This window comes from Parapedobacter koreensis, assembly GCF_900109365.1.
GTDB classification, from domain to species: domain Bacteria; phylum Bacteroidota; class Bacteroidia; order Sphingobacteriales; family Sphingobacteriaceae; genus Parapedobacter; species Parapedobacter koreensis.
This window is the reverse complement of record NZ_FNZR01000004.1, coordinates 301,037-321,171: the sequence shown is the minus strand read 5'-3', so window position 1 is coordinate 321,171 and position 20,135 is coordinate 301,037. Positions and strand designations below refer to the sequence as shown.

At 47.4% G+C, this 20,135-nt stretch carries 20 protein-coding genes; 3 read left to right on the top strand and 17 right to left on the bottom strand.

Annotation, left to right across the window (positions count from 1 at the left end):
* Positions 1-48 precede the first annotated feature (48 nt).
* On the top strand, positions 49-951 hold the full coding sequence (locus BMW65_RS12765) for a magnesium transporter CorA family protein (protein WP_090605900.1): 903 nt from the start codon (positions 49-51) through the stop codon (positions 949-951).
* A gap of 107 nt (positions 952-1,058) precedes the next feature.
* On the opposite strand, the gene tsaB is transcribed toward BMW65_RS12765, so the two are convergent.
* The 4 genes from tsaB to rpmH all read right to left on the bottom strand — a co-directional run bounded on the left by tsaB (position 1,059) and on the right by rpmH (position 2,697).
* Complete coding sequence (gene tsaB / locus BMW65_RS12760) at positions 1,059-1,760, bottom strand: tRNA (adenosine(37)-N6)-threonylcarbamoyltransferase complex dimerization subunit type 1 TsaB (protein ID WP_090605898.1); 702 nt, start codon at positions 1,758-1,760, stop codon at positions 1,059-1,061.
* Between the two features lie 54 nt (positions 1,761-1,814).
* On the bottom strand, positions 1,815-2,069 hold the full coding sequence (gene yidD, locus BMW65_RS12755; RefSeq protein ID WP_090605897.1) for a membrane protein insertion efficiency factor YidD: 255 nt from the start codon (positions 2,067-2,069) through the stop codon (positions 1,815-1,817).
* Positions 2,066-2,473, bottom strand: a complete 408-nt coding sequence (locus BMW65_RS12750; protein ID WP_090605895.1) for a ribonuclease P protein component — start codon at positions 2,471-2,473, stop codon at positions 2,066-2,068. The genes yidD and BMW65_RS12750 overlap by 4 nt, the downstream gene beginning before the upstream one ends.
* A 65-nt stretch (positions 2,474-2,538) precedes the next feature.
* Positions 2,539-2,697: a 50S ribosomal protein L34 gene (gene rpmH / locus BMW65_RS12745; RefSeq protein ID WP_090605894.1), complete on the bottom strand. Its 159-nt coding sequence runs from the start codon at positions 2,695-2,697 to the stop codon at positions 2,539-2,541.
* A gap of 131 nt (positions 2,698-2,828) precedes the next feature.
* Between rpmH and BMW65_RS12740 the strand changes: the two genes are divergently transcribed.
* On the top strand, positions 2,829-3,707 hold the full coding sequence (locus BMW65_RS12740) for a ChaN family lipoprotein (RefSeq protein WP_245747631.1): 879 nt from the start codon (positions 2,829-2,831) through the stop codon (positions 3,705-3,707).
* 45 nt (positions 3,708-3,752) lie between these two features.
* On the opposite strand, the gene mscL is transcribed toward BMW65_RS12740, so the two are convergent.
* The gene (gene mscL / locus BMW65_RS12735) at positions 3,753-4,163 is read right to left on the bottom strand and encodes a large-conductance mechanosensitive channel protein MscL (RefSeq protein ID WP_090605892.1); all 411 of its coding nucleotides are present in this window, start codon (positions 4,161-4,163) and stop codon (positions 3,753-3,755) included.
* A gap of 287 nt (positions 4,164-4,450) precedes the next feature.
* Between mscL and BMW65_RS12730 the strand changes: the two genes are divergently transcribed.
* A complete protein-coding gene (locus BMW65_RS12730; RefSeq protein WP_090605890.1) occupies positions 4,451-5,092 on the top strand; it encodes a response regulator transcription factor in 642 nt (213 codons plus the stop codon).
* Positions 5,093-5,112: 20 nt separating this feature from the next.
* Here the strand turns inward: BMW65_RS12730 and BMW65_RS12725 are convergent, their stop codons facing one another.
* The 12 genes from BMW65_RS12725 to mraY all read right to left on the bottom strand — a co-directional run bounded on the left by BMW65_RS12725 (position 5,113) and on the right by mraY (position 20,134).
* Positions 5,113-6,219, bottom strand: a complete 1,107-nt coding sequence (locus BMW65_RS12725) for a sugar phosphate isomerase/epimerase family protein (protein ID WP_245747630.1) — start codon at positions 6,217-6,219, stop codon at positions 5,113-5,115.
* 102 nt (positions 6,220-6,321) lie between these two features.
* Positions 6,322-7,743: a T9SS type B sorting domain-containing protein gene (locus tag BMW65_RS12720; protein ID WP_177181113.1), complete on the bottom strand. Its 1,422-nt coding sequence runs from the start codon at positions 7,741-7,743 to the stop codon at positions 6,322-6,324.
* 126 nt (positions 7,744-7,869) lie between these two features.
* Complete coding sequence (locus tag BMW65_RS12715) at positions 7,870-8,055, bottom strand: histone H1 (protein WP_090605885.1); 186 nt, start codon at positions 8,053-8,055, stop codon at positions 7,870-7,872.
* Between the two features lie 289 nt (positions 8,056-8,344).
* Positions 8,345-9,589: an aminotransferase class I/II-fold pyridoxal phosphate-dependent enzyme gene (locus tag BMW65_RS12710; RefSeq protein WP_090605884.1), complete on the bottom strand. Its 1,245-nt coding sequence runs from the start codon at positions 9,587-9,589 to the stop codon at positions 8,345-8,347.
* Positions 9,590-9,781: 192 nt separating this feature from the next.
* Positions 9,782-11,452 carry a cell division protein FtsZ gene (gene ftsZ, locus BMW65_RS12705; protein ID WP_090605882.1) on the bottom strand — a complete coding sequence of 557 codons (1,671 nt, stop codon included), beginning with the start codon at positions 11,450-11,452 and terminating at the stop codon, positions 9,782-9,784.
* 139 nt (positions 11,453-11,591) lie between these two features.
* Positions 11,592-12,938 (bottom strand): cell division protein FtsA, encoded by a 1,347-nt coding sequence (gene ftsA / locus BMW65_RS12700; RefSeq protein ID WP_090605881.1) that lies wholly within the window; start codon positions 12,936-12,938, stop codon positions 11,592-11,594.
* A gap of 2 nt (positions 12,939-12,940) precedes the next feature.
* Positions 12,941-13,807, bottom strand: a complete 867-nt coding sequence (locus BMW65_RS12695) for a cell division protein FtsQ/DivIB (protein ID WP_177181112.1) — start codon at positions 13,805-13,807, stop codon at positions 12,941-12,943.
* Complete coding sequence (murC, locus tag BMW65_RS12690) at positions 13,800-15,155, bottom strand: UDP-N-acetylmuramate--L-alanine ligase (RefSeq protein WP_090605879.1); 1,356 nt, start codon at positions 15,153-15,155, stop codon at positions 13,800-13,802. The genes BMW65_RS12695 and murC overlap by 8 nt, the downstream gene beginning before the upstream one ends.
* A gap of 11 nt (positions 15,156-15,166) precedes the next feature.
* Entirely contained in the window at positions 15,167-16,282 is a 1,116-nt protein-coding gene (gene murG, locus BMW65_RS12685) for an undecaprenyldiphospho-muramoylpentapeptide beta-N-acetylglucosaminyltransferase (RefSeq protein ID WP_090605878.1), read from the bottom strand.
* A gap of 29 nt (positions 16,283-16,311) precedes the next feature.
* Complete coding sequence (locus BMW65_RS12680) at positions 16,312-17,487, bottom strand: FtsW/RodA/SpoVE family cell cycle protein (protein ID WP_090605876.1); 1,176 nt, start codon at positions 17,485-17,487, stop codon at positions 16,312-16,314.
* A 14-nt stretch (positions 17,488-17,501) separates the two neighbouring features.
* On the bottom strand, positions 17,502-18,875 hold the full coding sequence (gene murD, locus BMW65_RS12675) for a UDP-N-acetylmuramoyl-L-alanine--D-glutamate ligase (RefSeq protein ID WP_090605874.1): 1,374 nt from the start codon (positions 18,873-18,875) through the stop codon (positions 17,502-17,504).
* Positions 18,876-18,889: 14 nt separating this feature from the next.
* Positions 18,890-20,134, bottom strand: a complete 1,245-nt coding sequence (gene mraY, locus BMW65_RS12670) for a phospho-N-acetylmuramoyl-pentapeptide-transferase (RefSeq protein WP_090605873.1) — start codon at positions 20,132-20,134, stop codon at positions 18,890-18,892.
* Between the last annotated feature and the right edge of the window lies 1 nt (position 20,135).

Sequence of the window (20,135 nt, the reverse complement as noted above, 5' to 3'; positions counted from 1 at the left end):
TCAGAAAAAAAAACACAAAAACCAAGTTTTTTTTAGACATTCGAATACGTGATCCAATTACTGACATCCAAAGATTCAACTGGCTTCGATTGGGTAGACCTATCGGCCCCTACCGATGATGAAATCCGGCAGGTAGCCAAACAGTACAAGCTGCATGAAGCTTCCATCAAGGACTGCATGCAGCCCGACCACTTGCCAAAATATGAATTATTTGATCATTATACGTTTATTATCTTCAGGGTGTTTGCCCCTAACCTGGGGGATGAGGCGGATACAATTCAAGAACTGACCAATAAGATCGCCTTATTCTTCACCGGCGATCACCTCATTACCGTGCACCGTGCCGAATACAACGTGATAAACTCGGTCAAAACCAAACGCATCGACACTGGCGCATGTGATTCAACATTGCACTTGCTGAACGCGTTGATCCGGGAATCGATACTCACGTTTGAGCAACCGGGCTTAAAATTGTCCGAATTGCTGGACTATTACGAAGAACAGGTGTTTTTGAAGCAGCCGAACTCGCCGATACTGCGAAACTTGTATTTTGTAAAACGCCAGATAGATGTCATACGGAGGCTGATGCTCCTCTCCTATGAAATCGTGGACAATATTGATTCGATAGGGCAACGTGATGCATATACCCGTGACCTACGCGATCTCTATATCCGCACACAGACCATTTTCGACAACCTTTCTGAAAACACTGGCCAGCTACTGTCGGTTTATTTTTCAATATCCTCCAAACGTACCAATGAAATCATGCGCGTGCTGACCATTTTTTCAGTGTTCTTCATGCCACTTACTTTTATCGTGGGTATCTACGGGATGAATTTCAGGTTTATGCCCGAATTGGAGTGGCATTATGGCTACCCGGCGGCCATGCTGCTTATGGTTGGCATTTCCGTCGCTATCTATTTTTGGTTTAAGCGGAAGGGGTGGTTGTGAAGTTTTTGTCTTCTATGCGGCAACTTTCGTCATACGGAGGTTCTGTGCGAACAGCAGTACGGGATTAGCATCGGAGCGGTAAGCGGGAGCACCTTGGGTTGGGTTGCTTACCGTTGTTTCGGCGTTGTCGCTACAAAATCCTTCAGGTAGTAAGGCTCAAAATAAGCAACATTTTCAAACTGATTATCCAGAAAAGCCCGGTACGCGGGCCCACTTAAGTGCCTTGCCGAATTTTTGAAATGGGAAATCACGACCACGTGTTCATTGGCGGCAAACAGATCCTCGAACTTATCTGCCCCATTCCCAAAGAGCGTGACCTGCTGGTTGGTATCCAAATCGCTGAATGAGTGGGCATCAACAATGAGGGCGGCAGCGGGCTTCAGCGGATTAAGCCGATGGTCATAAGTCCCCGTATACACCTCCATTCGACGGGCATCTACCATGGGATATAAGTAGGTGCCTGCGTGAATGGGATGCGATTGCTCGGCTACAAATCCCGCAGCCATGGCCGTAAGGGTATCAATGCCAATCAAGGGAAGTGCTGTCGCATAGCATAGCCCTTTCGCCGTGGAAACGCCTATGCGCAATCCGGTATAGGATCCCGGGCCTTTGCTTACGGCAATTGCTGCCAAGTCGGCAAATGACAAGCCAGTTTCATGCATGAGTTCCTCCACCAGCAACGTCAGCCGGGACGCATGTACGTTGGGTTCGTCGACATCACGGAACGCCAGCGTACGTCCGTCAACGGATATGGCCACAGAACACACCTGTGTTGCCGTTTCAATTTGCAGGATAAAATGCTTTGGCATATTTAGCCGCGAAGTTAATGATTTTTTTGGTGGCTATGGGCAATCAACCAACAGTTAGGGTACGGGGTCATGCCCGTGTCCACCCCAGGGATGGCAGCGGGCTATCCGTTTTACGGCAAGCCACCCGCCTTTGAACGGGCCATATTTCCGTATCGCCTCCACGGCATACTGTGAGCATGTAGGCGAGTAACGGCAGGAAGCGCCCAACATTGGCGACAACAATAATTGGTAGGCCTTAATCAGCACCAAGAAAATGCTTCCGAGTGCGGCTTTGATAACCTTTTCCCAAATAAAGTGAACTACCTTCATGGCCTTTGCGTGTTGCAATCCGATAAATGTGCATCCCGGAGTCTCACCAATACTTCCGCCATGCGCCGATGCATCACCGGATAGTCCATTACCTCCTTACCCACATATTGGATGGCCATCACCAAGCCATAAGGCTGGCTTTCAAGCGATGGGTACAATACTTGTCCTTTTTGCAGGCGATATGCCTCGCGCATGCGTCGTTTAAGCAGGTTCCTGTGTACGGCCAATGGAAAACGGCGTTTAGGAACCGACAGCATCACCTGTATTTTCGGTGTGAGTCCGGCTGTCCGTAGAAATACAACGCGATAGGGATGGATAAAAAAAGAAGAACCACGGCGGAAAAGGTCATCAATCAACCTTTTGCTGCACAATCGTTCTTCTTTAGGAAATCTATATTCTTTCATGCTCGATGGCTTACGCGAAACCGGTTGATGGCTCCGGACGCAAGCAGTCACCGGCAATATCGTGATTAGGCTTTGTGACGGCCTCCGTCTGATACGGTAAGGCGTTTTCTTCCCTTCGCACGCCTTGCGGCCAAAACGCGACGGCCATTGGCAGTAGCCATGCGCTCCCTGAATCCATGCTTATTCCTTTTTTTCCGTAGCGACGGCTGAAATGTTCTCTTCATGACGCTTAATATCTATTTTTTTTATATCCCCAAAACGAGAGCGCAAATGTACGGGTTAATAGGATAAATATCAAATTTATCCCACATTTTTTTCCATATCATGGGTCGGTGGAAAGCCGTATATTCGCAACATGATAAAATTGATGCTTTGCTATTTGACAGGCCTCCTGCCATTTGCCGCGTTTTCCATGCAACAGGATAGTATCCATTATCGGATATACGACACCCATGCGCAACGGGAAATCGGATTACCCGATTTGGCGGCGGCGCTCCAGCGTGCTGATGTGGTCTTTTTCGGTGAGGAGCACAACGATTCGATAGCCCATGTACTGCAGTATGAGCTCTTGCGCGCACTGACCGACCAATACAGTGGCGTTGCGCTTTCCATGGAAATGTTTGTGAGTGACGATCAACTGGTGCTGGATGAATACCTTTCGGGACTCATTACGGAGCGCAACCTGGATAAAGATGCTGTATTGTGGAACAATTACAAGGACTATCGCCCGATGGTGGAGTATGCCAAGGAACACCACCTGCCCGTATTAGCGGCAAACGCGCCAAGTCGTTATACCAACAGGGTGACCCGTGAGGGGCTGGAAAGCCTAAAAGCCCTGGATAAAACGGCCAGGGCCCTGCTCGCACCGCTTCCCGTAGACACCCTTACGGGCGCCTATTACGATAAATTTGCCGGCCTGATGGGCGGACATGAAGGGATGGGAAACCTGAAAATATACCAAAGCCAAAACCTATGGGATGCAACGATGGCTTACCGGATCAGCCGATTGGCAAAAAAGAAGCCCGTAAAAAAAATTCTGCATCTTAATGGCCGGTTTCACAGCGATGAGCAATTGGGAACGGTTGCCCACCTGCGGAAATATGCACCTAAGCTCTCGGTTTTAAACATTTCTTGTTTTCCGGATGAAAGCATCGCTCAACCGGATTGGGATACGTTTAGCCGTTTAGGTGATTTTGTGATCCTAACCGATCCGACCGTAGCCAAAACATTCTAAAAAATTCGATGACACGTGCGCTGAACGGCGCACGTGTCATCATCCCTATTGCTTTGCCTTCAGCAAATCCCTGATTTCGGTCAACAATAGCTCTTCTTTGGGCGGTTCGGGTGGTGCCGCAGGCACCTCGTCCTTTTTACGTTTCAAGGAGTTAAGTCCCTTGATAACGATAAAAATGCAAAATGCAATGATGATAAATTCAATGACAATGTTGATGAAGTTGCCGTAGTTAATCGCTGTTTCGGTCACCCCATTTGCTTCATCCCCCGGCTGAATAACATATTTCATCTCTGAAAAATCAATTCCTCCTGTTAGGAATCCAATCGGCGGCATGATAATGTCATTGACTAAGGAGGTGACGATTTTGCCAAAGGCTCCACCGATGATTACACCAACTGCAAGGTCTACCACGCTTCCACGCATGGCAAACTCCTTGAATTCTTTCAAAATGCCCATAAATAAAAAGGTTAATTTGTTTTATTTTTTTTCTTAACCCTAAAATGAGTATTTTTAGCAAGTAATCAAATTTTTTTTTAAATTGATAATTTAGCACCGACAAAGGATGATCGAAAAATTAACCACCTAGCATATATTTTTACCCCCAATCCATCAAATTTAACCTGGAAGGTTAATGCAATTAATATTTTAACCTTATATTTGCATTGTTCGCAAGTTGGCATCCTTACTTATGAAATAACCAAGCGTCATCCGTGTGGCGCCTCTATGACAAACGTTAATTTCACATGACAGAGATATTAATAGCAGATGATCACGGTATCGTTAGGCTGGGTACATCAATCGTGGTAAAAGAGACACTGCCCTTGGCAAAGGTCACCCAAGCTGAAGATTTTGATGAAATGATCAAATTATTACTGGAAAAACAATATGATCTCTTGCTGCTTGACATCAACATGCCGGGGGGGAATAACATCAAGATGGTTGAAAAAGTATTGACGGCACAGCCCAATATTAAAATCTTGGTTTTCTCATCCTATGATGAGACACTTTATGCATTACGCTATCTACAAGCGGGCGCTGCGGGTTACCTCAACAAAAACACGTCGAAAGCCGATCTAAAAGAGGCGCTTCTGGCCGTCATCCAGCGGGGAAAATACATGAGCCCGGAGGTAAGGGAATTGTACTATAATACCCTCACGATGGGAAAATCGGTACTGAAAGCCGATAATCCGTTGAATAAACTTTCCAACAGGGAAGTAGATGTGGCCAAATACCTGGTACAGGGGCTGGGTATCATGGAAGTATCCAAGGCACTCAACCTCAGCACGTCCACGGTAAGCACTTACAAAACACGTATTTTTGAGAAATTGCAAGTAGACAATATCGCCGAACTCATTGAAAAATTCCGCTTACATTCCGGTGTTTAATCCTAAGTTGCCCGTCCATCTTACAATTGATCAATTGTCCTTACCGGCACATCATGCATCTCGGAATACATGAATGACTGGGAATTTCTATACTTATAGCCTGCCGATTCATCCAAGTTCCACAGCATGGGCGACAAAAAACCAACAGTAGCTTGGTACCCCTGCACGATGGCCGAAATATTGCCTGTATCTTTTGAGTTTTTAGCCTCATTTTCGATTTCATATGGCCCATCAAAACCTTTCGCGGTAAGCAAATCTGCAAATGCCCGCCAGTCCATACTATCAGATCCGCCAAATCCAGGCAGCATAGCTTCATAATGATGCCTATCCCAATCATGCGCCGGAATGGCTACCCCTGCTTCAGCAGCCAAATCTTTATCCACAGTTTGCATGGGATACATACCACCCCAATCTACCCGGGCTTTGGTTTTGAGATTGCGGGTGGTTTTTACATGAATACGCTGGATTCGTGAAATATCACTTTGTGCAATGACATCCACGGGATCCGTATGCTGCCAGATATCATGCGACGGGTCATAAATTTCGCCATGTGCCCTACTGGGAATCAACGCATACATCAATTTGCGTGCAGCCAGAACTCCCGCCAAATTATTGAAGGTGGTCGTAAATGAAGCCGATCGCCATCCTTCCATCGGGCAATTTTCATACAATATCGTCACACCCATATCTTCCGCGTACTTGATGATCGGGCCAAACACCCGTTTATATTCGTCGAGGTTTTTCTGAAAACCACCTTCTTCGGCACCAAGCTCATGGTTATACCCGACAAATGTGCCTACCTTCACATCATTGGCATCCCCCCCCAGCAGGTACGCAATCCGGATTAGCTTCAGCAGGTGGTTTTGGTTTTTGATTCGCTCCGCCGGATCTCCACCAATCATGTTCTCGAAAGCACCTAATGATAACCCCAGGCTTGCGGCATTGAAATCTTCGATAAGCTGTTTGGCCGTGTCCAGCGTGAAGTGGTCATAATCCAAATGAGTGGCTGTATGGTCTTGCCGAGTGCCATCAAGGCGGAAAACACACAAATCAATCCCCTGTACACCAACATATTGAGCCGTTGAAATCAATTCTCTCAACGTCAACTGGTCAAATGCTGAACTCATTATCCAAATTGGATTATTTAATTTGCCGCCCATAATAGAATCATTTCTTTGCAGCGATAATACAAAAAAAAGCAGAAACAATAAAGCGCGCCCGCTGTAGCTTTATTTTAACATCGTCACCGATCCGGTCAACGGCCGCGTCAATAACTTGGAAGAGATGATGTAATAGTATGTTCCCGTGGGCAGTTGGGCACCGTTGGATTGGCCATCCCAAGGTGCTTGGTACCCTTCGGACGAAAATACCAGCGCTCCCCACCGGTTGAATACTTGTACCGAGGCACTTGGGTATTCATCCAAGCCAGCAATCACCCAGGTATCGTTGATGCCGTCGCCATTTGGCGTAAACGTATTGGGCAAAATAAGTTCCGGTAATACGCGTACGGTCACCAAAGCGACATTGTAGCACCCCTGCGTATTGCTGACCATCAGTTGGTAGGTCGTTGTTTCCGTAGGGTAAGCCACAGGATTGCGTACTGTAGCATTGCTTAAGCCGACCGCAGGATGCCAGTGGAATTGCGTACCATTCGTCTGGGGATGCAGACTGATCTGTTGGCCGGGCGAGATGACTAAATCCTCCATGGGGGCGAGGTGAACAGTGTCGCGTATGACGACCAGCGAATCCGATACAACCCTGCAAAGCCGGTTATCGAGATTGGCTTTGCTTGCCGCAGCAGTGACCCGATACCATTGATAATGTACAGGCCTGATCGTAAGGCTCGCTCCCGTTTCTCCCGGTATATCCTGCCACTCCGTTTGCCCTTCATACCGGGTTTGCCATTGGAAAGCGGGGGCAGTGGCATATGCTTCACTGGCTTCCATGGCGCTGGTTATTGCTATTGGACTTGCCGATTCTTCACAGAAGAAAATGGTATCTGTGCCCCTCGTCAATGCTGCATCCAATGTAATTTCTGGGCCGCAGGGCCTAAACTGAATGTCGTCAATGGCCAGGTCATTACCACAGCCACCGGGATTTTCATTGATAAGCACGAGGTAAAATTCGGTTTGATTGCCGGTATCAAATTCAAAGCCATAAGGTTGCCATTGTGGTGTTGCCGAAGGGGGGATATTGCCTGTCACATAGGGTAAGCTGACGGCATTGCCGTTCAGGTCTTCAATAACAAAGCGTACATTCGGAGACAGGGCATTGCTATCGCATTCCGCGATGTTATTGACATTGGCTATCCATGCGCTGAAGCGAAACCGGGTATCTTGGCACAGCCCCGAAACCCGTATGCGATAGAATTCACCGGTGTCATAACTTGCATTGACAAGGAGCATCATGCCTTCCTCATTTGGATGGGTATGATCCCGAAGATTATGCCATGATTCTCTTCCTTGGTTACCATTGCTGCCAAGTTTATATTCACCATCGTTCAATTCGCCCTGTTCATTCCGGTGATAGGTAGTGGTACCGCCACCAAAATCGGGATTCAACCGGGTGCCAAACGTAATGTTGACAATCGGGTCACCCACGGATCCGCACTGCGCCCACCCCTCAACGGAAGACAACAATGATAAAACCAAGCAGCTTATTCCAAAAAAGTATGTAGCGGTATATCGCATCACCTAAGTTAAATAACTTGCCTGAAAAATAAAAAAGCCCTGAACATTCAGGGCTTGTAAGCGTTTAATGCATATTAATAGGTCTGCTTATTTTGCATTTTTTGCATCTTGAATCTCCAAGCGGATTTCTTGGGCCAAGTTTTTAACCTCTTGTAGGCCTTTCCTCACGCGGGTACCTGCAGCGCTGTTGCCTTTATTGAAAAATTTGTCAGCGTCCCCCTCCAGCCCGTCGATTAAGCTCTTCAGCTCGTTAAATTTTTGAATACTTGCCATAATAAATACTCCTTTAAGTTTTAAATTTAATTAAGTTAAATAATCTACAGTGCGTTAAAAGTAGAATCTTTTTTTGGAAAAAAAAACATTAAAACACCCAAGGCAGGCTATAAACACGCTTTTTTTTCCACAATCCATAAGATGTTCAAACAAACACCTCAAGCCTGAAATATATATTCAGCTGACAATCAAACAGATAGTATATGAAGGGTAATATAAAACAAAAAAGCCAAAAAACGCCCTTTTCTGTGCACTTTTTGGCTTTTTAAATCTAATTGTTATTGGAGTTCTATTCCGATTGTAAAGAAACAGCTTGTTTATAATAGCCTGCTTGCAGCTTTTCGCTCACGGCAGTAAACGCATCCAACGTATAGTCAACGTCTTCACGGGTATGTGCCGCGGTGGGTATTAGCCTTAATTCAATCAATCCTTTGGGAATAACGGGATATACGACAATGGAACAAAATATCCCGTGTGTTTCGCGCAGATCCCGGGTGAGGGAAGTAGCTTCATTAAGGTCGCCCTTGAGAAACACAGGGGTTACCATGGTATTGGTAGTACCGATATCAAATCCTCGTTCACGTAATCCATTCTGCAATGCACGTGCAACATCCCATAACCTTTCCCTTAGCTCGGGGCTGTTTTTTAATAATTCAAAGCGCTTCTTCAATCCCAATACCATGGGCATAGGTAACGATTTGGCAAAGGTCTGCGAGCGCATGTTGTAGCGGAGGTAGGTAATTACTTCTTTTGTAGCAGCGACAAATGCACCTATTCCGGCCATTGATTTAGCAAACGTCCCAAAATAGATGTCGACATCTTCGATGCAATCCTGCTCTTCATGTGTTCCTGCTCCCGTAGGCCCCATCGTACCAAAGCCATGCGCATCGTCAACCAGCATTCTGAATCCATATTGCTTCTTCAACGCAGCAATCTCCTTTAGTTGTCCCTGGACGCCGGACATGCCAAATACCCCCTCAGTAATCAGCAATATCGATCCGCCATTTGCACGGGTCAGCTTGGAAGCTCTCATCAATTGTTTTTCACAGCTTTCAATATCGTTATGCCGATATACAAACCGCTTACCCATATGCAACCGCACACCATCTACAATGCAGGCATGGGATTCTGCATCATAAACCACTACATCATTACGGTCCAGCAATGCATCGACAATTGATATCATCCCCTGGTATCCGTAATTGAGCAAAAAAGCGTCCTCCTTGCCTACAAACGTGGCGAGCTCTTGCTCCAACTCTTCATGATACACACTATTTCCAGACATCATTCGGGCACCCATGGGATATGCCATACCAAAGTCTGCCGCAGCCTTGGCATCCACTTCCCTGACTTCAGGATGGTTGGCCAACCCTAAATAGTTGTTGAGGCTCCAAACCAAATGTTCCTTTCCGTTGAATAACATACGGGGTGCAATTTCGCCCTCCAATTTAGGGAAGGAAAAATAACCGTGTGACCATTCATAGTGCTGGCCGATTGGCCCAAGATTTTTCGCAATTTTATCAAATAAGTCCAATGCTGTTGCTTAATAAATTGTACAAAAATTGTTGCAAAGATAAACTTTAAATCAAATGCTACCAACTCGCTCTGGCTATTTACCGGACTTGGTCGCTGGGCTTCCTACATAAACATAAAAACTGCTTGGCTCACGATTCTACTGAATCCTCACCAAACAGTTGTACATATTAAATAGGCAGACGAGAATGCGCTAATCTACATTATCATGTAGAAATGAATTGTTTGGTCTGATTTCAGTAATGCCTTCCTCCGTGGAAAGGGTAAACCTGGAAACTTGGGATTCAGAAGAGTGCGGCACGTCATCCAAGGCCAGCTGTTTGCGTCTGTATGCGGGCTCCGTCTCCAACTCCTGAAGGCCATTGGCCGATTTCAGTTTCAGGCTCAATTGCTTGAGCCTGAAAATGCGATCCTTGACCGTCAGTAATTCTTTCTCCACTTCCTCCGGTGTCCTATGATCGCTGGTGTTGCCAACTTTTTCGACTTCCTCTGGCTCTTTCTCCTCTTGGCGAATTTCACTGCCAGCAGCGGGCAATTCAAAGTGGAACGGCGAAGCCGTCACTTTCACCTCGAATCCATCTTCGGCCCGATCTTCTTGGGGTTGCTGTTGCGCTTCTTGGGGAGTCAACGTATGGCGGATAATCCCATCATTATCAGGGGTAGTGTTCCGCAATTGAGGTTTTGATGAAGAAGGCGCACTGAACAAGTCTGCCTGCTGGGCAACGGGCCGTATGCTGGGTTCTTCCGTTGCGGGTTTGACCACGGTCACCGGCTCGGCGTCTGCCACACTTTTTTCTTTCTGAACAAATTGGTTGATAGGCCTGACGTAAGGCGCCTTGGGCTCTTCCGGCGTAAGCGGTATCTCAATACGCTCGTTTTCTTTTTCCTTTTTGCGTTCTTCAGAGGTCTGGAATCCGGTAGCAATAATGGTTACCGATAATTCATTTTCCAGTGATTCATTGATGCAATTGCCCCAAATCAAATCAGCGGACAATCCGGCTTTCTCCTGGATGTAATCCGTGATAACGGTGACTTCATCCATGGTCACCTCCTGCTTGCCCGATGTGATATTGAGCAAAATATAACGTGCCCCTTCAATTTCATTGTCTTTAAGCAACGGGGAAGCAAGCGCCCCTTCGACTGCACGTAGCGCACGTTGCTCACCTTCGGCTATGGCATTGCCCATAATAGCCACGCCACTATCGTTCATTACCGTACGCACATCTTTAAAATCAACGTTGACGTAGCCGGGTATGGTAATGATTTCGGCGATACCTTTTGCCGCAGTAGTAAGGATATCGTCAGCCTTGGCAAAGGCTGCCGTCATGGTGAGGTTGCCGAAAATATCGCGCAGCCGATCATTTGAAATCACCAAATAGGAATCGACATATTTCTGCAATTCACCTAATCCTTCCTCGGCTTGGACGCGCCGTCTTTTACCTTCAAAAGCAAAGGGGGTAGTCACAATGGCTACCGTAAGAATCCCGAGTTCTTTCGCTGCTTTGGCCAACACCGGGCTTGCACCTGTTCCGGTACCGCCCCCCATTCCCGCTGTGATGAACAGCATCTTCGTGTTGGACCCCAGCATGCGTTTGATATCTTCGATGCTTTCAATGGCCGAATTTTCGCCGACCATCGGATCAGCCCCAGCGCCCATCCCTTCGGTAAGGCTAGCACCCAACTGGACTTTATTGGGTATTGGACTCAACTCAAGCGCTTGGGCATCGGTATTGCAAACGATGAAATCCACACCGCTAATCCCTTGCTTATACATGTGGTTCACTGCGTTTCCTCCGCCACCACCCACGCCAATTACTTTAATAATTGCCGACTGTTCCTTTAACATTTCAAACTTAAAAGACATATCTCAATCGTATTTTGCTCCAACAGAGCGTGATACAAAAACCATTTCGACCCTATATTCGTAGCGTAATAATAGCACTTTTTACACAATAGTTTTCCACAAGTGTTAACAATGTGGAAAAAACAACAGATGTTGAAAACTATTTCTTGCCCAAATACGTTTCATCATCAATTTCATTACCATCTTTGATGATGTCTTTGAACCATTTGAAGAAGCCTTTCTCTTTATAACCCTTTTCGGTGATATCTTTTACGGATATCGGAGTACTGTGTTTTTCGTTCATTTCTGCCTGCTCTTCTTCGGTTTGAATACCCTTGATCAGCAAGCCGATGCCGGTGGCATACAACGGGCTTTTCAGTTCATCGTAGATGTTCTTGGGGAGTACTTCGTTTTTGGCCAAGTGCTCATTGGGAAAGCCCACGCGGCAGTCGATGCCGGTGATGTATTCGACCAACTGCACCAGATGCTTCAGCTGGGCTCCGCCACCGGTAATTACAATACCGCCGATGAGTTTATTTTCATAGCCCGAAGACTTGATTTCATAATACACATGCTCGATGATTTCCTCCATCCTTGCCTGGATGATATAGGCAAGGTTCTTAACGGAAATTTCTTTGGGTTCACGTCCCCGTAGGCCAGGTACACAGATGACTTCATTTTCTTTATTTTCGTCAGCAAGGGCTGAACCGAAACGGATTTTTAGCAGCTCAGCCTGATTGCGCAATACGGAACAACCTTGCTTGATGTCTTCCGTCACAATATTGCCTCCCAGGGGGATCACTGCGGTATGCCGGATGATGCCTTCGTGGAAAATCGCTACGTCGGTGGTGCCACCGCCAATATCGACAAGCACAACGCCAGCGTCTTTATCGGCTTCGTCGAGTACCGCCTCGGAAGATGCCAATGGTTCCAAGATAAGATCCTGCACTTCCAGTGATGCATTATCAATACATTTCTTGATGTTTTTTATAGCGCTCACGTGGCCCGAGATGATGTGGAAGTTGGCCTCCATCCGCCTACCCGCCATGCCAATGGGATCCTTGATGCCGGGTTCATTGTCAATCGTGAATTCCTGTGGCAGGACATGGATGATTTCTTCCCCCGGAGGAAGCACCAGTTTATACATGTCTTCGATGAGCCGCTCAATGTCCATCCGGCTGATCTCATTGTCATCCCTGCGCGTCAGGATACCCCGATGCTGGATACTTTTGATGTGCTGGCCGGCTATGCCGACATTGACCACTTTGATATCAACATTGGATTGTCCACTGGCTTCCTCGACAGCCTGCATGATGCTGTTGACCGTTTTCTGTATGTTGGCCACTACGCCCCTGCTTACACCGGATGATTCGGCTTTGCCCACCCCCAAAATCTCAATTTTGCTGGCACCGCTTCGCCTGCCTACGGTAACGCATATTTTCGTAGTACCAATATCAAGTCCCACGACGATTGGCGAGTCTTTTTCTGCTGTTATTTTTGTCTTCATAACTATTGTGTATTGATGCTATTATTTGGTGTATTGTCAAGGGTGGAATCCGGCATGCTGATTAGCTCTTCGGGTTTGAACCGTTCGTCCCGTTCGCAAACTATCTGGCCAGCGAATTTCAGGTTGACGGACGTATATGCGTCAATACCTGTTTTAGGTACAATCTTATTGTAAAACAGCATGAGTTTTTCAAATTTGCGTTCCAATGAATCAGCATTGCCCAGTATAATTTGTTGATTGCCCACACGGGGTACCAACTCAATATCTTGGTATTCGTTTACATACAACTGCACGACCTGGCTGCTCCACACGCTATCCGCATTGATAAACTGGGCGGTTTTGAAGATATCTTTTACCAGCTGGGTTTCCATGCTATCAAGCGCGCCATTATAGGGCTCGGTAATATGGCCATTGACCACAGGCACGCGTGGCACATACTTCAACGACACCGGCATCTTGTGTCCTTCCTTGTCAATGTAGAAATCAAGCCCCTTGTTATTGATGACACGCACCACGGCTTCCCGCTGCACAATGCGTACCGCAAGCACGCCATCCATATCAATGGTCACCATGGCCGAGAACACGAAGGGAATTTGGCGCAAATCTTTTTCCATTTCATGGGTGGGAATATCTTCAAGCGTGCGACCTTCCAACTCACCGTATTTTTCCACCAACATGGCCATGATATCTTGCTGTTCGATAAACGATTCGGCACCAAGTACCACAATGCGCACTTCGGTACAGGCTTGCTCGCTGCTCTTGCCTTTGATAAAGCCCATGAGCGTCACCAATCCCCCCAAGACGATCAGCGCCACTACACTGTATAGTAGCCTATGCCAGAAAATCCGGTTGGATAGTTGCTTAAACATGTGTTAAAATCGTTTTCAAGGGTTTCACCAATAAATCGATATCGCCTGCTCCCATGGTCACCAACAACCCGGGACGATTTATGCGGACATACTCCTTCACTTCATCGGCGGTGGCTAAACGTTTGTCTTTTAGCGCCACCTTATCGAGCAGCATCTGTGAATCCACACCTGCTATGGGCAACTCCCTTGCCGGATAGATATCCATCAGCAACAAGGTATCCACCATGGACAATGCTTCGGCAAACCCATCAGCAAAATCCCGGGTACGAGTATACAAATGGGGTTGGAAAACTGCTGTAAGTGTACTTGATGGATAAAGCTGTTTCACGGCAGTCAAAAACGCCCGCAACTCCTCGGGATGATGAGCATAATCATCGATATATACCGTCCCGTCCGTATTTACAATGTATTCAAAGCGGCGCTTCACGCCCGCAAATGACGACAGCGCGCTTCGTATGTCACCCGTCCCAATACCCAGCTGATGCGCGATGGTGATGGCGGCCACGGCATTTTCAATATTGTGCTGTCCGGGCACGCCCAAATGGAGGTTATCCATCCTTCCGCCATGCCACACGTAATCGAAATAGAACGTGCCATTTGCAATATGGATGTTTTCGGCATACGCATCCGTAGGCCTATCCGCCGCATAACGTATCGTTGCTTCAAAGGGCAAGCCGATTTTCACGATGGTTGTCCCATCAGCTTGCACTTGATGCAGAAATAAACTGAACGATTCTTCAAGATGCCCTTTATCACCGTAGATATCGAGGTGGTCTGCATCCGCAGACGTCACCACTGCAATATCGGGATGCAACGTCAAGAACGATCGGTCGTACTCATCCGCTTCCACGACCACCACATTATTATCCGAGAAGAGTACATTGCTATTATAGTTGGTGCTGATGCCGCCGAGAAATGCCGAACAGTCGTATCCGCTATCTTTCAGCAAATGTGCGACAAGCGTGGATGTAGTGGTCTTGCCATGTGTACCAGCCACCGCGATGGTAAACCTGCGCTGGCTGATGAGTCCGAGCACCTGCGAACGTTTGAATAATGTATGTCCCAGCGCGTTGAATTGATTGAGGATGCCCAATCCGCTGGGCACAGCGGGCGTATAGATGATAAGCGTAGTTTCGCCCGCTATCTTGAACGCATCATCTACCTGGCTGAAATCATCGGAATAAATCACCGGAATCCCTTCGGCCACCAGTTGCATCGTCAGCGTAGTTTCTGTTTTGTCATACCCAGCCACCAAGCAACCCAAATGGCGGAAATAACGCGCCAGTGCACTCATGCCGATGCCGCCAATTCCGATAAGATATACCTGCTTGATGTTATCTATGTTCATATTATTAAACCTTAATTCTCTCCTGCCAGTTTTAGTACTTCCCGGGCAATCACCTCATCTGCGTCCCATATTGCCAATTTGCTGATAGTTGTCCGCAGTACCTTGCAGCGTTTCTCGTCGTGGAGCAAAGCCAATGCGGTATCTACCAATTGCTGGGGAGCCTCCATATCGCTCACCATCAACGCTGCAGCTTTATCGACCAAGGCCTTCGCATTTTTTGTCTGATGATCTTCGGCCACATTAGGCGAGGGCACCAGAATGGCAGGCTTGCCTACCGCACACAATTCAGCGATGGTACCCGCCCCGGCCCGGGCAATGATTACATCCGCCGCCGCATAGGCGAGATCCATCCGGTGAAGGAAGGCTGTCAGCTTCACGCTATTTTCGTATGCATTGCCAATCACTGCACGGAGCTCATCATAGTAATACCCACCACACTGCCAAATGACCTGTACATCGGCCGCTATCAGCTTCTCCAGCCCCTCGCGCATACACACATTCAACGTGCGTGCCCCCAAGCTCCCACCCGTCAATAAGATGGTTTTTTTATGCGGTGAGAGGCTCAGCAGCTCTGCGGCCTCGAACCGTTTGCTTTGGATATCCACCGATTCGCGCCGGATGGGATTCCCGGTCAGCAGGATTTTTTCTTTGGGGAAAAACTTTTCCATGCCTTCAAAAGCGACGCATACCTTATCCACTTTGGCTCCCAATCGCTTATTGGTGATACCTGCGTACGAGTTTTGTTCCTGAATGAGGCAGGGGATTCCCAATTGGACGGCGGTATGGAGCAACGGGCCTGAAGCATATCCACCTACGCCTACCGCAACATCGGGCTTGAAATCACGGACAATTTGTCGGGCTTTCCGGATGCTTTTGTACAACTTGAATGGCAAGGTGAGGTTTTTCCACAACGATTTCCGGTTGATCCCTTGGATATCCAAGCCAATGATTTCATACCCTGCAGCGGGTACCTTATCCATTTCCATCCTGCCATTGGCCCCCACAAACAACAGCTCGGTATCGGGTGCCAATCGCTTCAGTGCATTGGCAATCGCTATAGCCGGAAAGATGTGCCCCCCCGTACCCCCTCCGCTGATGATAACTCGTTTTGTCCTGGTACCCGCCATGCTGCTGTTTAATTAATGATACCCGTAGCTTACTCCATGACTGGAATTTCGCCTACAATTACTTTTTTATTCCGTTCTACGATCACTTTTTCTTTCATCTCGTCAATGTTGCGGCTCACGCTTAAAATAATGCCAAAAGCCACGCTGGTAAATAAGATGGACGTCCCGCCCATACTCACGAGTGGTAATGGGATACCCGTCACTGGGCCCAGGCCCACTGCCACGGCCATATTGCCAAACGCCTGCAACGTAAGGCTGAACCCCAGTCCTGCTGCCAGCAGCGCCCCGAATGCCTTGGGGCTGAGTGTTACGATACGGATGCATCGGAACATGAGTGCCACATAGAGGCATACCAACACAAAACCGCCTACCGCGCCATATTCCTCGATAATAATGGCAAAAATGAAATCCGAGTACGGATGTGGCAATACATTGCGCTGCGTGCTGTTGCCGGGCCCCTTGCCGAATAGCCCGCCCGATGCGATGGCAATCTTGGCATGGTCTGCCTGGAAAGATTTATCGTCGTCGGCAGTCTCTCCGTTGAGATACGTTTCCACCCGTGACATGTACGTCTGTCGGCGGGGACCCAGTGCCACGATCAAGATGAGCAACACAAAAACACCCAAGCACACATACATAATCTGCTTGATGCTAATGCGGCCAATGATCAATAACAACACGCTTACGCCAAACAGCATCAACGCGGTTGAAAGGTTCGCAGGTGCAATAAGGGCGAAGATGAGGCAAACAGAACCCATGATGGGCAGAAATGCCTTTTTTACGTCTTTAATATTTTCTTGCTTGCGCGTCAGCGTCCTCGCCAAAAAAGTAATCAGGGCCAGCTTGGCCAAATCTGACGTCTGGAACGTCTGATTGATGACGGGGATGGTCAACCAGCGATTTGCCTCATTGATGGTATCTCCAAAGACCAACGTATACAGCAAAAGCGGGATGGTAATTGCCATCAAAATCTTGGAGATCCCGGCGTACCACCGGTAATCAAGCAAATGCGAAATGTACATTAATGCAAAGCCACCAAATATCAGCAAGGTATGTTTGATGAGGTAAACTTCGGTGCCCTTGCCTTCTTTATAAGCCAACGTCCCCACCGAACTATACACTGCTAATAGCGACCATACGGACAGCACGATGACGATGATCCACAACCATCGATCGCCTTTTAACTTTGAAAATGCCTGTTCCATAGTCTTTGTTTCAATCACAAATCCATCACAGCTTCCTTAAATTGGTTGCCACGATCTTCAAAATTTTTAAACCAGTCAAAACTTGCACAAGCTGGTGAAAGCAATACCGTATCTCCCTTTTGCGCCAGGTGCGAGGCAATTTCCACTGCGTCACGCATACTTGAACTGTTTACGATAATCCGCGCATCATCTTCCAGTGAATCATATATGCGCGAATTGTCTTTTCCGATGCATACGATTGCCCGTACTTTGGTCCGGATGAGATCCCGGAGCATATCGTAATCGTTGCCTTTGTCTACGCCCCCCATGATCAGCACGATTTGGGGGGCAAGGCTCTCCATAGCATACCACACGGCGTTGACATTCGTAGCTTTGGAATCATTGATGTAATTGACTCCTGCTATGCAGGCGACAAACTCCAGCCGGTGCGGAATGTTTTTGAATGACCCCATGCTTTCTTTCATGGAGGCATTCCGGAGTTCCTGTGCTTTGGCCACCAATCCGGAAGCCATGTTGTTGTAGATGTTGTGTTTTCCCTGAAGGGAAAGTTCATTGATATCCATCGCAAAAGTATCTTGATGTGGTACGTTAATCACTAATTCGTTTTCTTCATTCAGGTAAGCTCCAGGCTCAACCCGCTCCGTAAGGCTAAAAGGCAACACCGTTGCCACGGGTTTATGCCGTTGCAGCCCATCCTTGGTAATTGGATCATCCATGCAGTAAATAAAGAGATCCTCAGGTTGTTGGTTGCGGATGATACGGAACTTGGAATCCACGTAATTTTCCAGCTTGTGATCATAGCGATCCAGGTGATCCGGTGTGATGTTTAGCAATACGGCCACATCTGCCCGGAAATGTTCCATATCATCCAGCATAAAGCTGCTCAGTTCCAACACGTAATAGTCATATTGTTCGCGGGCGACCTGCAAAGCGAAACTCCTCCCGATGTTGCCCGCCAATCCTACGTTTAGCCCGCCTTGGCTGAGGATATGCCAAGTAAGCATGGTCGTCGTGGATTTGCCATTGGAACCAGTGATGCATATCAACTTGGCATCGGTGTATTGGGCGGCAAACTCAATCTCGGCTATTACCGGTATGTGCCTGGCTTTCAATTGCTGTACGATAGGGGCCGTGTTCGGTATTCCGGGGCTTTTTACCACTAAATCCGCAGTAAATAGCTTTTCCTCACTATGCTTGCCCTCCTCATAAAGCAGCTGTGCATCTTCCAATTGTTTTTTGTAATGGTCAGCAATATGCCCTACATCGGATACCCAAACGTCAAAGCCCAGCTTCTGGGCCAGCATAGCCGTTCCCACGCCGCTTTCCCCGGCACCCAGTACCGCAAGTTTGCCGCGCTGTGGATAGTGATATGTAGGTATAGCAGCCATGTACTATTTTACGTTTAGCGCACTTTTAATGTTACGATGGTCAAAATCGCCAAGATAACGCCTATAATCCAAAACCGCGTGACGATTTTTGCCTCGTGGTACCCTTTTTTCTGATAGTGGTGGTGCAGGGGCGACATCCTGAAAATCCGCCGTCCCTCACCATATTTTCTTTTGGTGTATTTGAAATAGGAAACCTGCATGATCACCGAAAGATTTTCAATGAGGAATACACCGCATAAAATGGGAATGAGCAATTCCTTACGAATCAATACAGCAAAGGCGGCAATAATACCACCAATTGCCAGGCTGCCCGTATCGCCCATGAATACCTGAGCGGGATAGGAATTGTACCACAAAAATCCAGTGCAAGCGCCCACAAATGCTCCGGCGAAAATTACCAGCTCACTTGAATTGGGGATGTACATGATATTCAGGTAATCCGAAAAAATGACATTCCCCGACACATAAGCCAAAATTGCCAAGGTACCACCAATGGTAGCCGATGTGCCCGTAGCGAGCCCATCGATCCCATCGGTGATGTTGGCGCCGTTGGATACGGCTGTTACAATAAAAACGATAAATACTAAAAAAACGATAAAGGTGAGTGTAGGGTCATTGAGATTGAATATACTGAGCACTTTGGCATAGTCGAATTCATTATTTTTGTAAAAGGGTATGTTCGTTTTGGTCGATTTTATATCTCTCGTATAAAACTTCCGGCCCGTATCTTCCTGTACGCGCAGCTGTACTTCGCTATTCGGGGCAGGATTTGTCACTTGCTCCCGTACGACGATACCGGGATGGAAGTACATGGTGCAAGCGATAATAGCACCCAATCCGACCTGGCCTACGATTTTGAACCTACCGGCTAGGCCCTCTTTATTTTTGCGGAATACCTTGATATAATCATCTACGAAGCCAATGGTACCCATCCACACGGTGGTGATCAGCATCAGGATGACATAGATGTTTTCCAATTTGGCAAATAACAAGGTGGGCAGCATGATGCCAGCTATGATGATCAATCCACCCATCGTGGGCGTGCCCTGTTTCTGCTTTTCGCCCTCAAGCCCCAAATCCCGGATGGTCTCCCCCACCTGCTTAGCCCGCAGAATGCGGATCAAGCGGCTGCCGTAGCCCGTAGTGATGACCAACGACACAATAACAGCCATGGCTGTGCGAAATGAGATATACTGGAATAAACCCGATCCGGGAATATGTGTGTACTCTTCTATCCAGGTAAATAAATAATATAACATA

Coding starts and splice junctions, on each gene's coding strand:
- tsaB (WP_090605898.1), bottom strand. CDS start 1,760: ATGCCAAAGCATTTTATCCTGCAAATTGAAACGGCAACACAGGTGTGT.
- yidD (WP_090605897.1), bottom strand. CDS start 2,069: ATGAAGGTAGTTCACTTTATTTGGGAAAAGGTTATCAAAGCCGCACTC.
- BMW65_RS12750 (WP_090605895.1), bottom strand. CDS start 2,473: ATGAAAGAATATAGATTTCCTAAAGAAGAACGATTGTGCAGCAAAAGG.
- rpmH (WP_090605894.1), bottom strand. CDS start 2,697: ATGAAGAGAACATTTCAGCCGTCGCTACGGAAAAAAAGGAATAAGCAT.
- BMW65_RS12740 (WP_245747631.1), top strand. CDS start 2,829: ATGATAAAATTGATGCTTTGCTATTTGACAGGCCTCCTGCCATTTGCC.
- mscL (WP_090605892.1), bottom strand. CDS start 4,163: ATGGGCATTTTGAAAGAATTCAAGGAGTTTGCCATGCGTGGAAGCGTG.
- BMW65_RS12730 (WP_090605890.1), top strand. CDS start 4,451: ATGACAGAGATATTAATAGCAGATGATCACGGTATCGTTAGGCTGGGT.
- BMW65_RS12725 (WP_245747630.1), bottom strand. CDS start 6,219: ATGAGTTCAGCATTTGACCAGTTGACGTTGAGAGAATTGATTTCAACG.
- BMW65_RS12715 (WP_090605885.1), bottom strand. CDS start 8,055: ATGGCAAGTATTCAAAAATTTAACGAGCTGAAGAGCTTAATCGACGGG.
- ftsZ (WP_090605882.1), bottom strand. CDS start 11,452: ATGTCTTTTAAGTTTGAAATGTTAAAGGAACAGTCGGCAATTATTAAA.
- ftsA (WP_090605881.1), bottom strand. CDS start 12,938: ATGAAGACAAAAATAACAGCAGAAAAAGACTCGCCAATCGTCGTGGGA.
- BMW65_RS12695 (WP_177181112.1), bottom strand. CDS start 13,807: ATGTTTAAGCAACTATCCAACCGGATTTTCTGGCATAGGCTACTATAC.
- murC (WP_090605879.1), bottom strand. CDS start 15,155: ATGAACATAGATAACATCAAGCAGGTATATCTTATCGGAATTGGCGGC.
- murG (WP_090605878.1), bottom strand. CDS start 16,282: ATGGCGGGTACCAGGACAAAACGAGTTATCATCAGCGGAGGGGGTACG.
- BMW65_RS12680 (WP_090605876.1), bottom strand. CDS start 17,487: ATGGAACAGGCATTTTCAAAGTTAAAAGGCGATCGATGGTTGTGGATC.
- murD (WP_090605874.1), bottom strand. CDS start 18,875: ATGGCTGCTATACCTACATATCACTATCCACAGCGCGGCAAACTTGCG.
- mraY (WP_090605873.1), bottom strand. CDS start 20,134: ATGTTATATTATTTATTTACCTGGATAGAAGAGTACACACATATTCCC.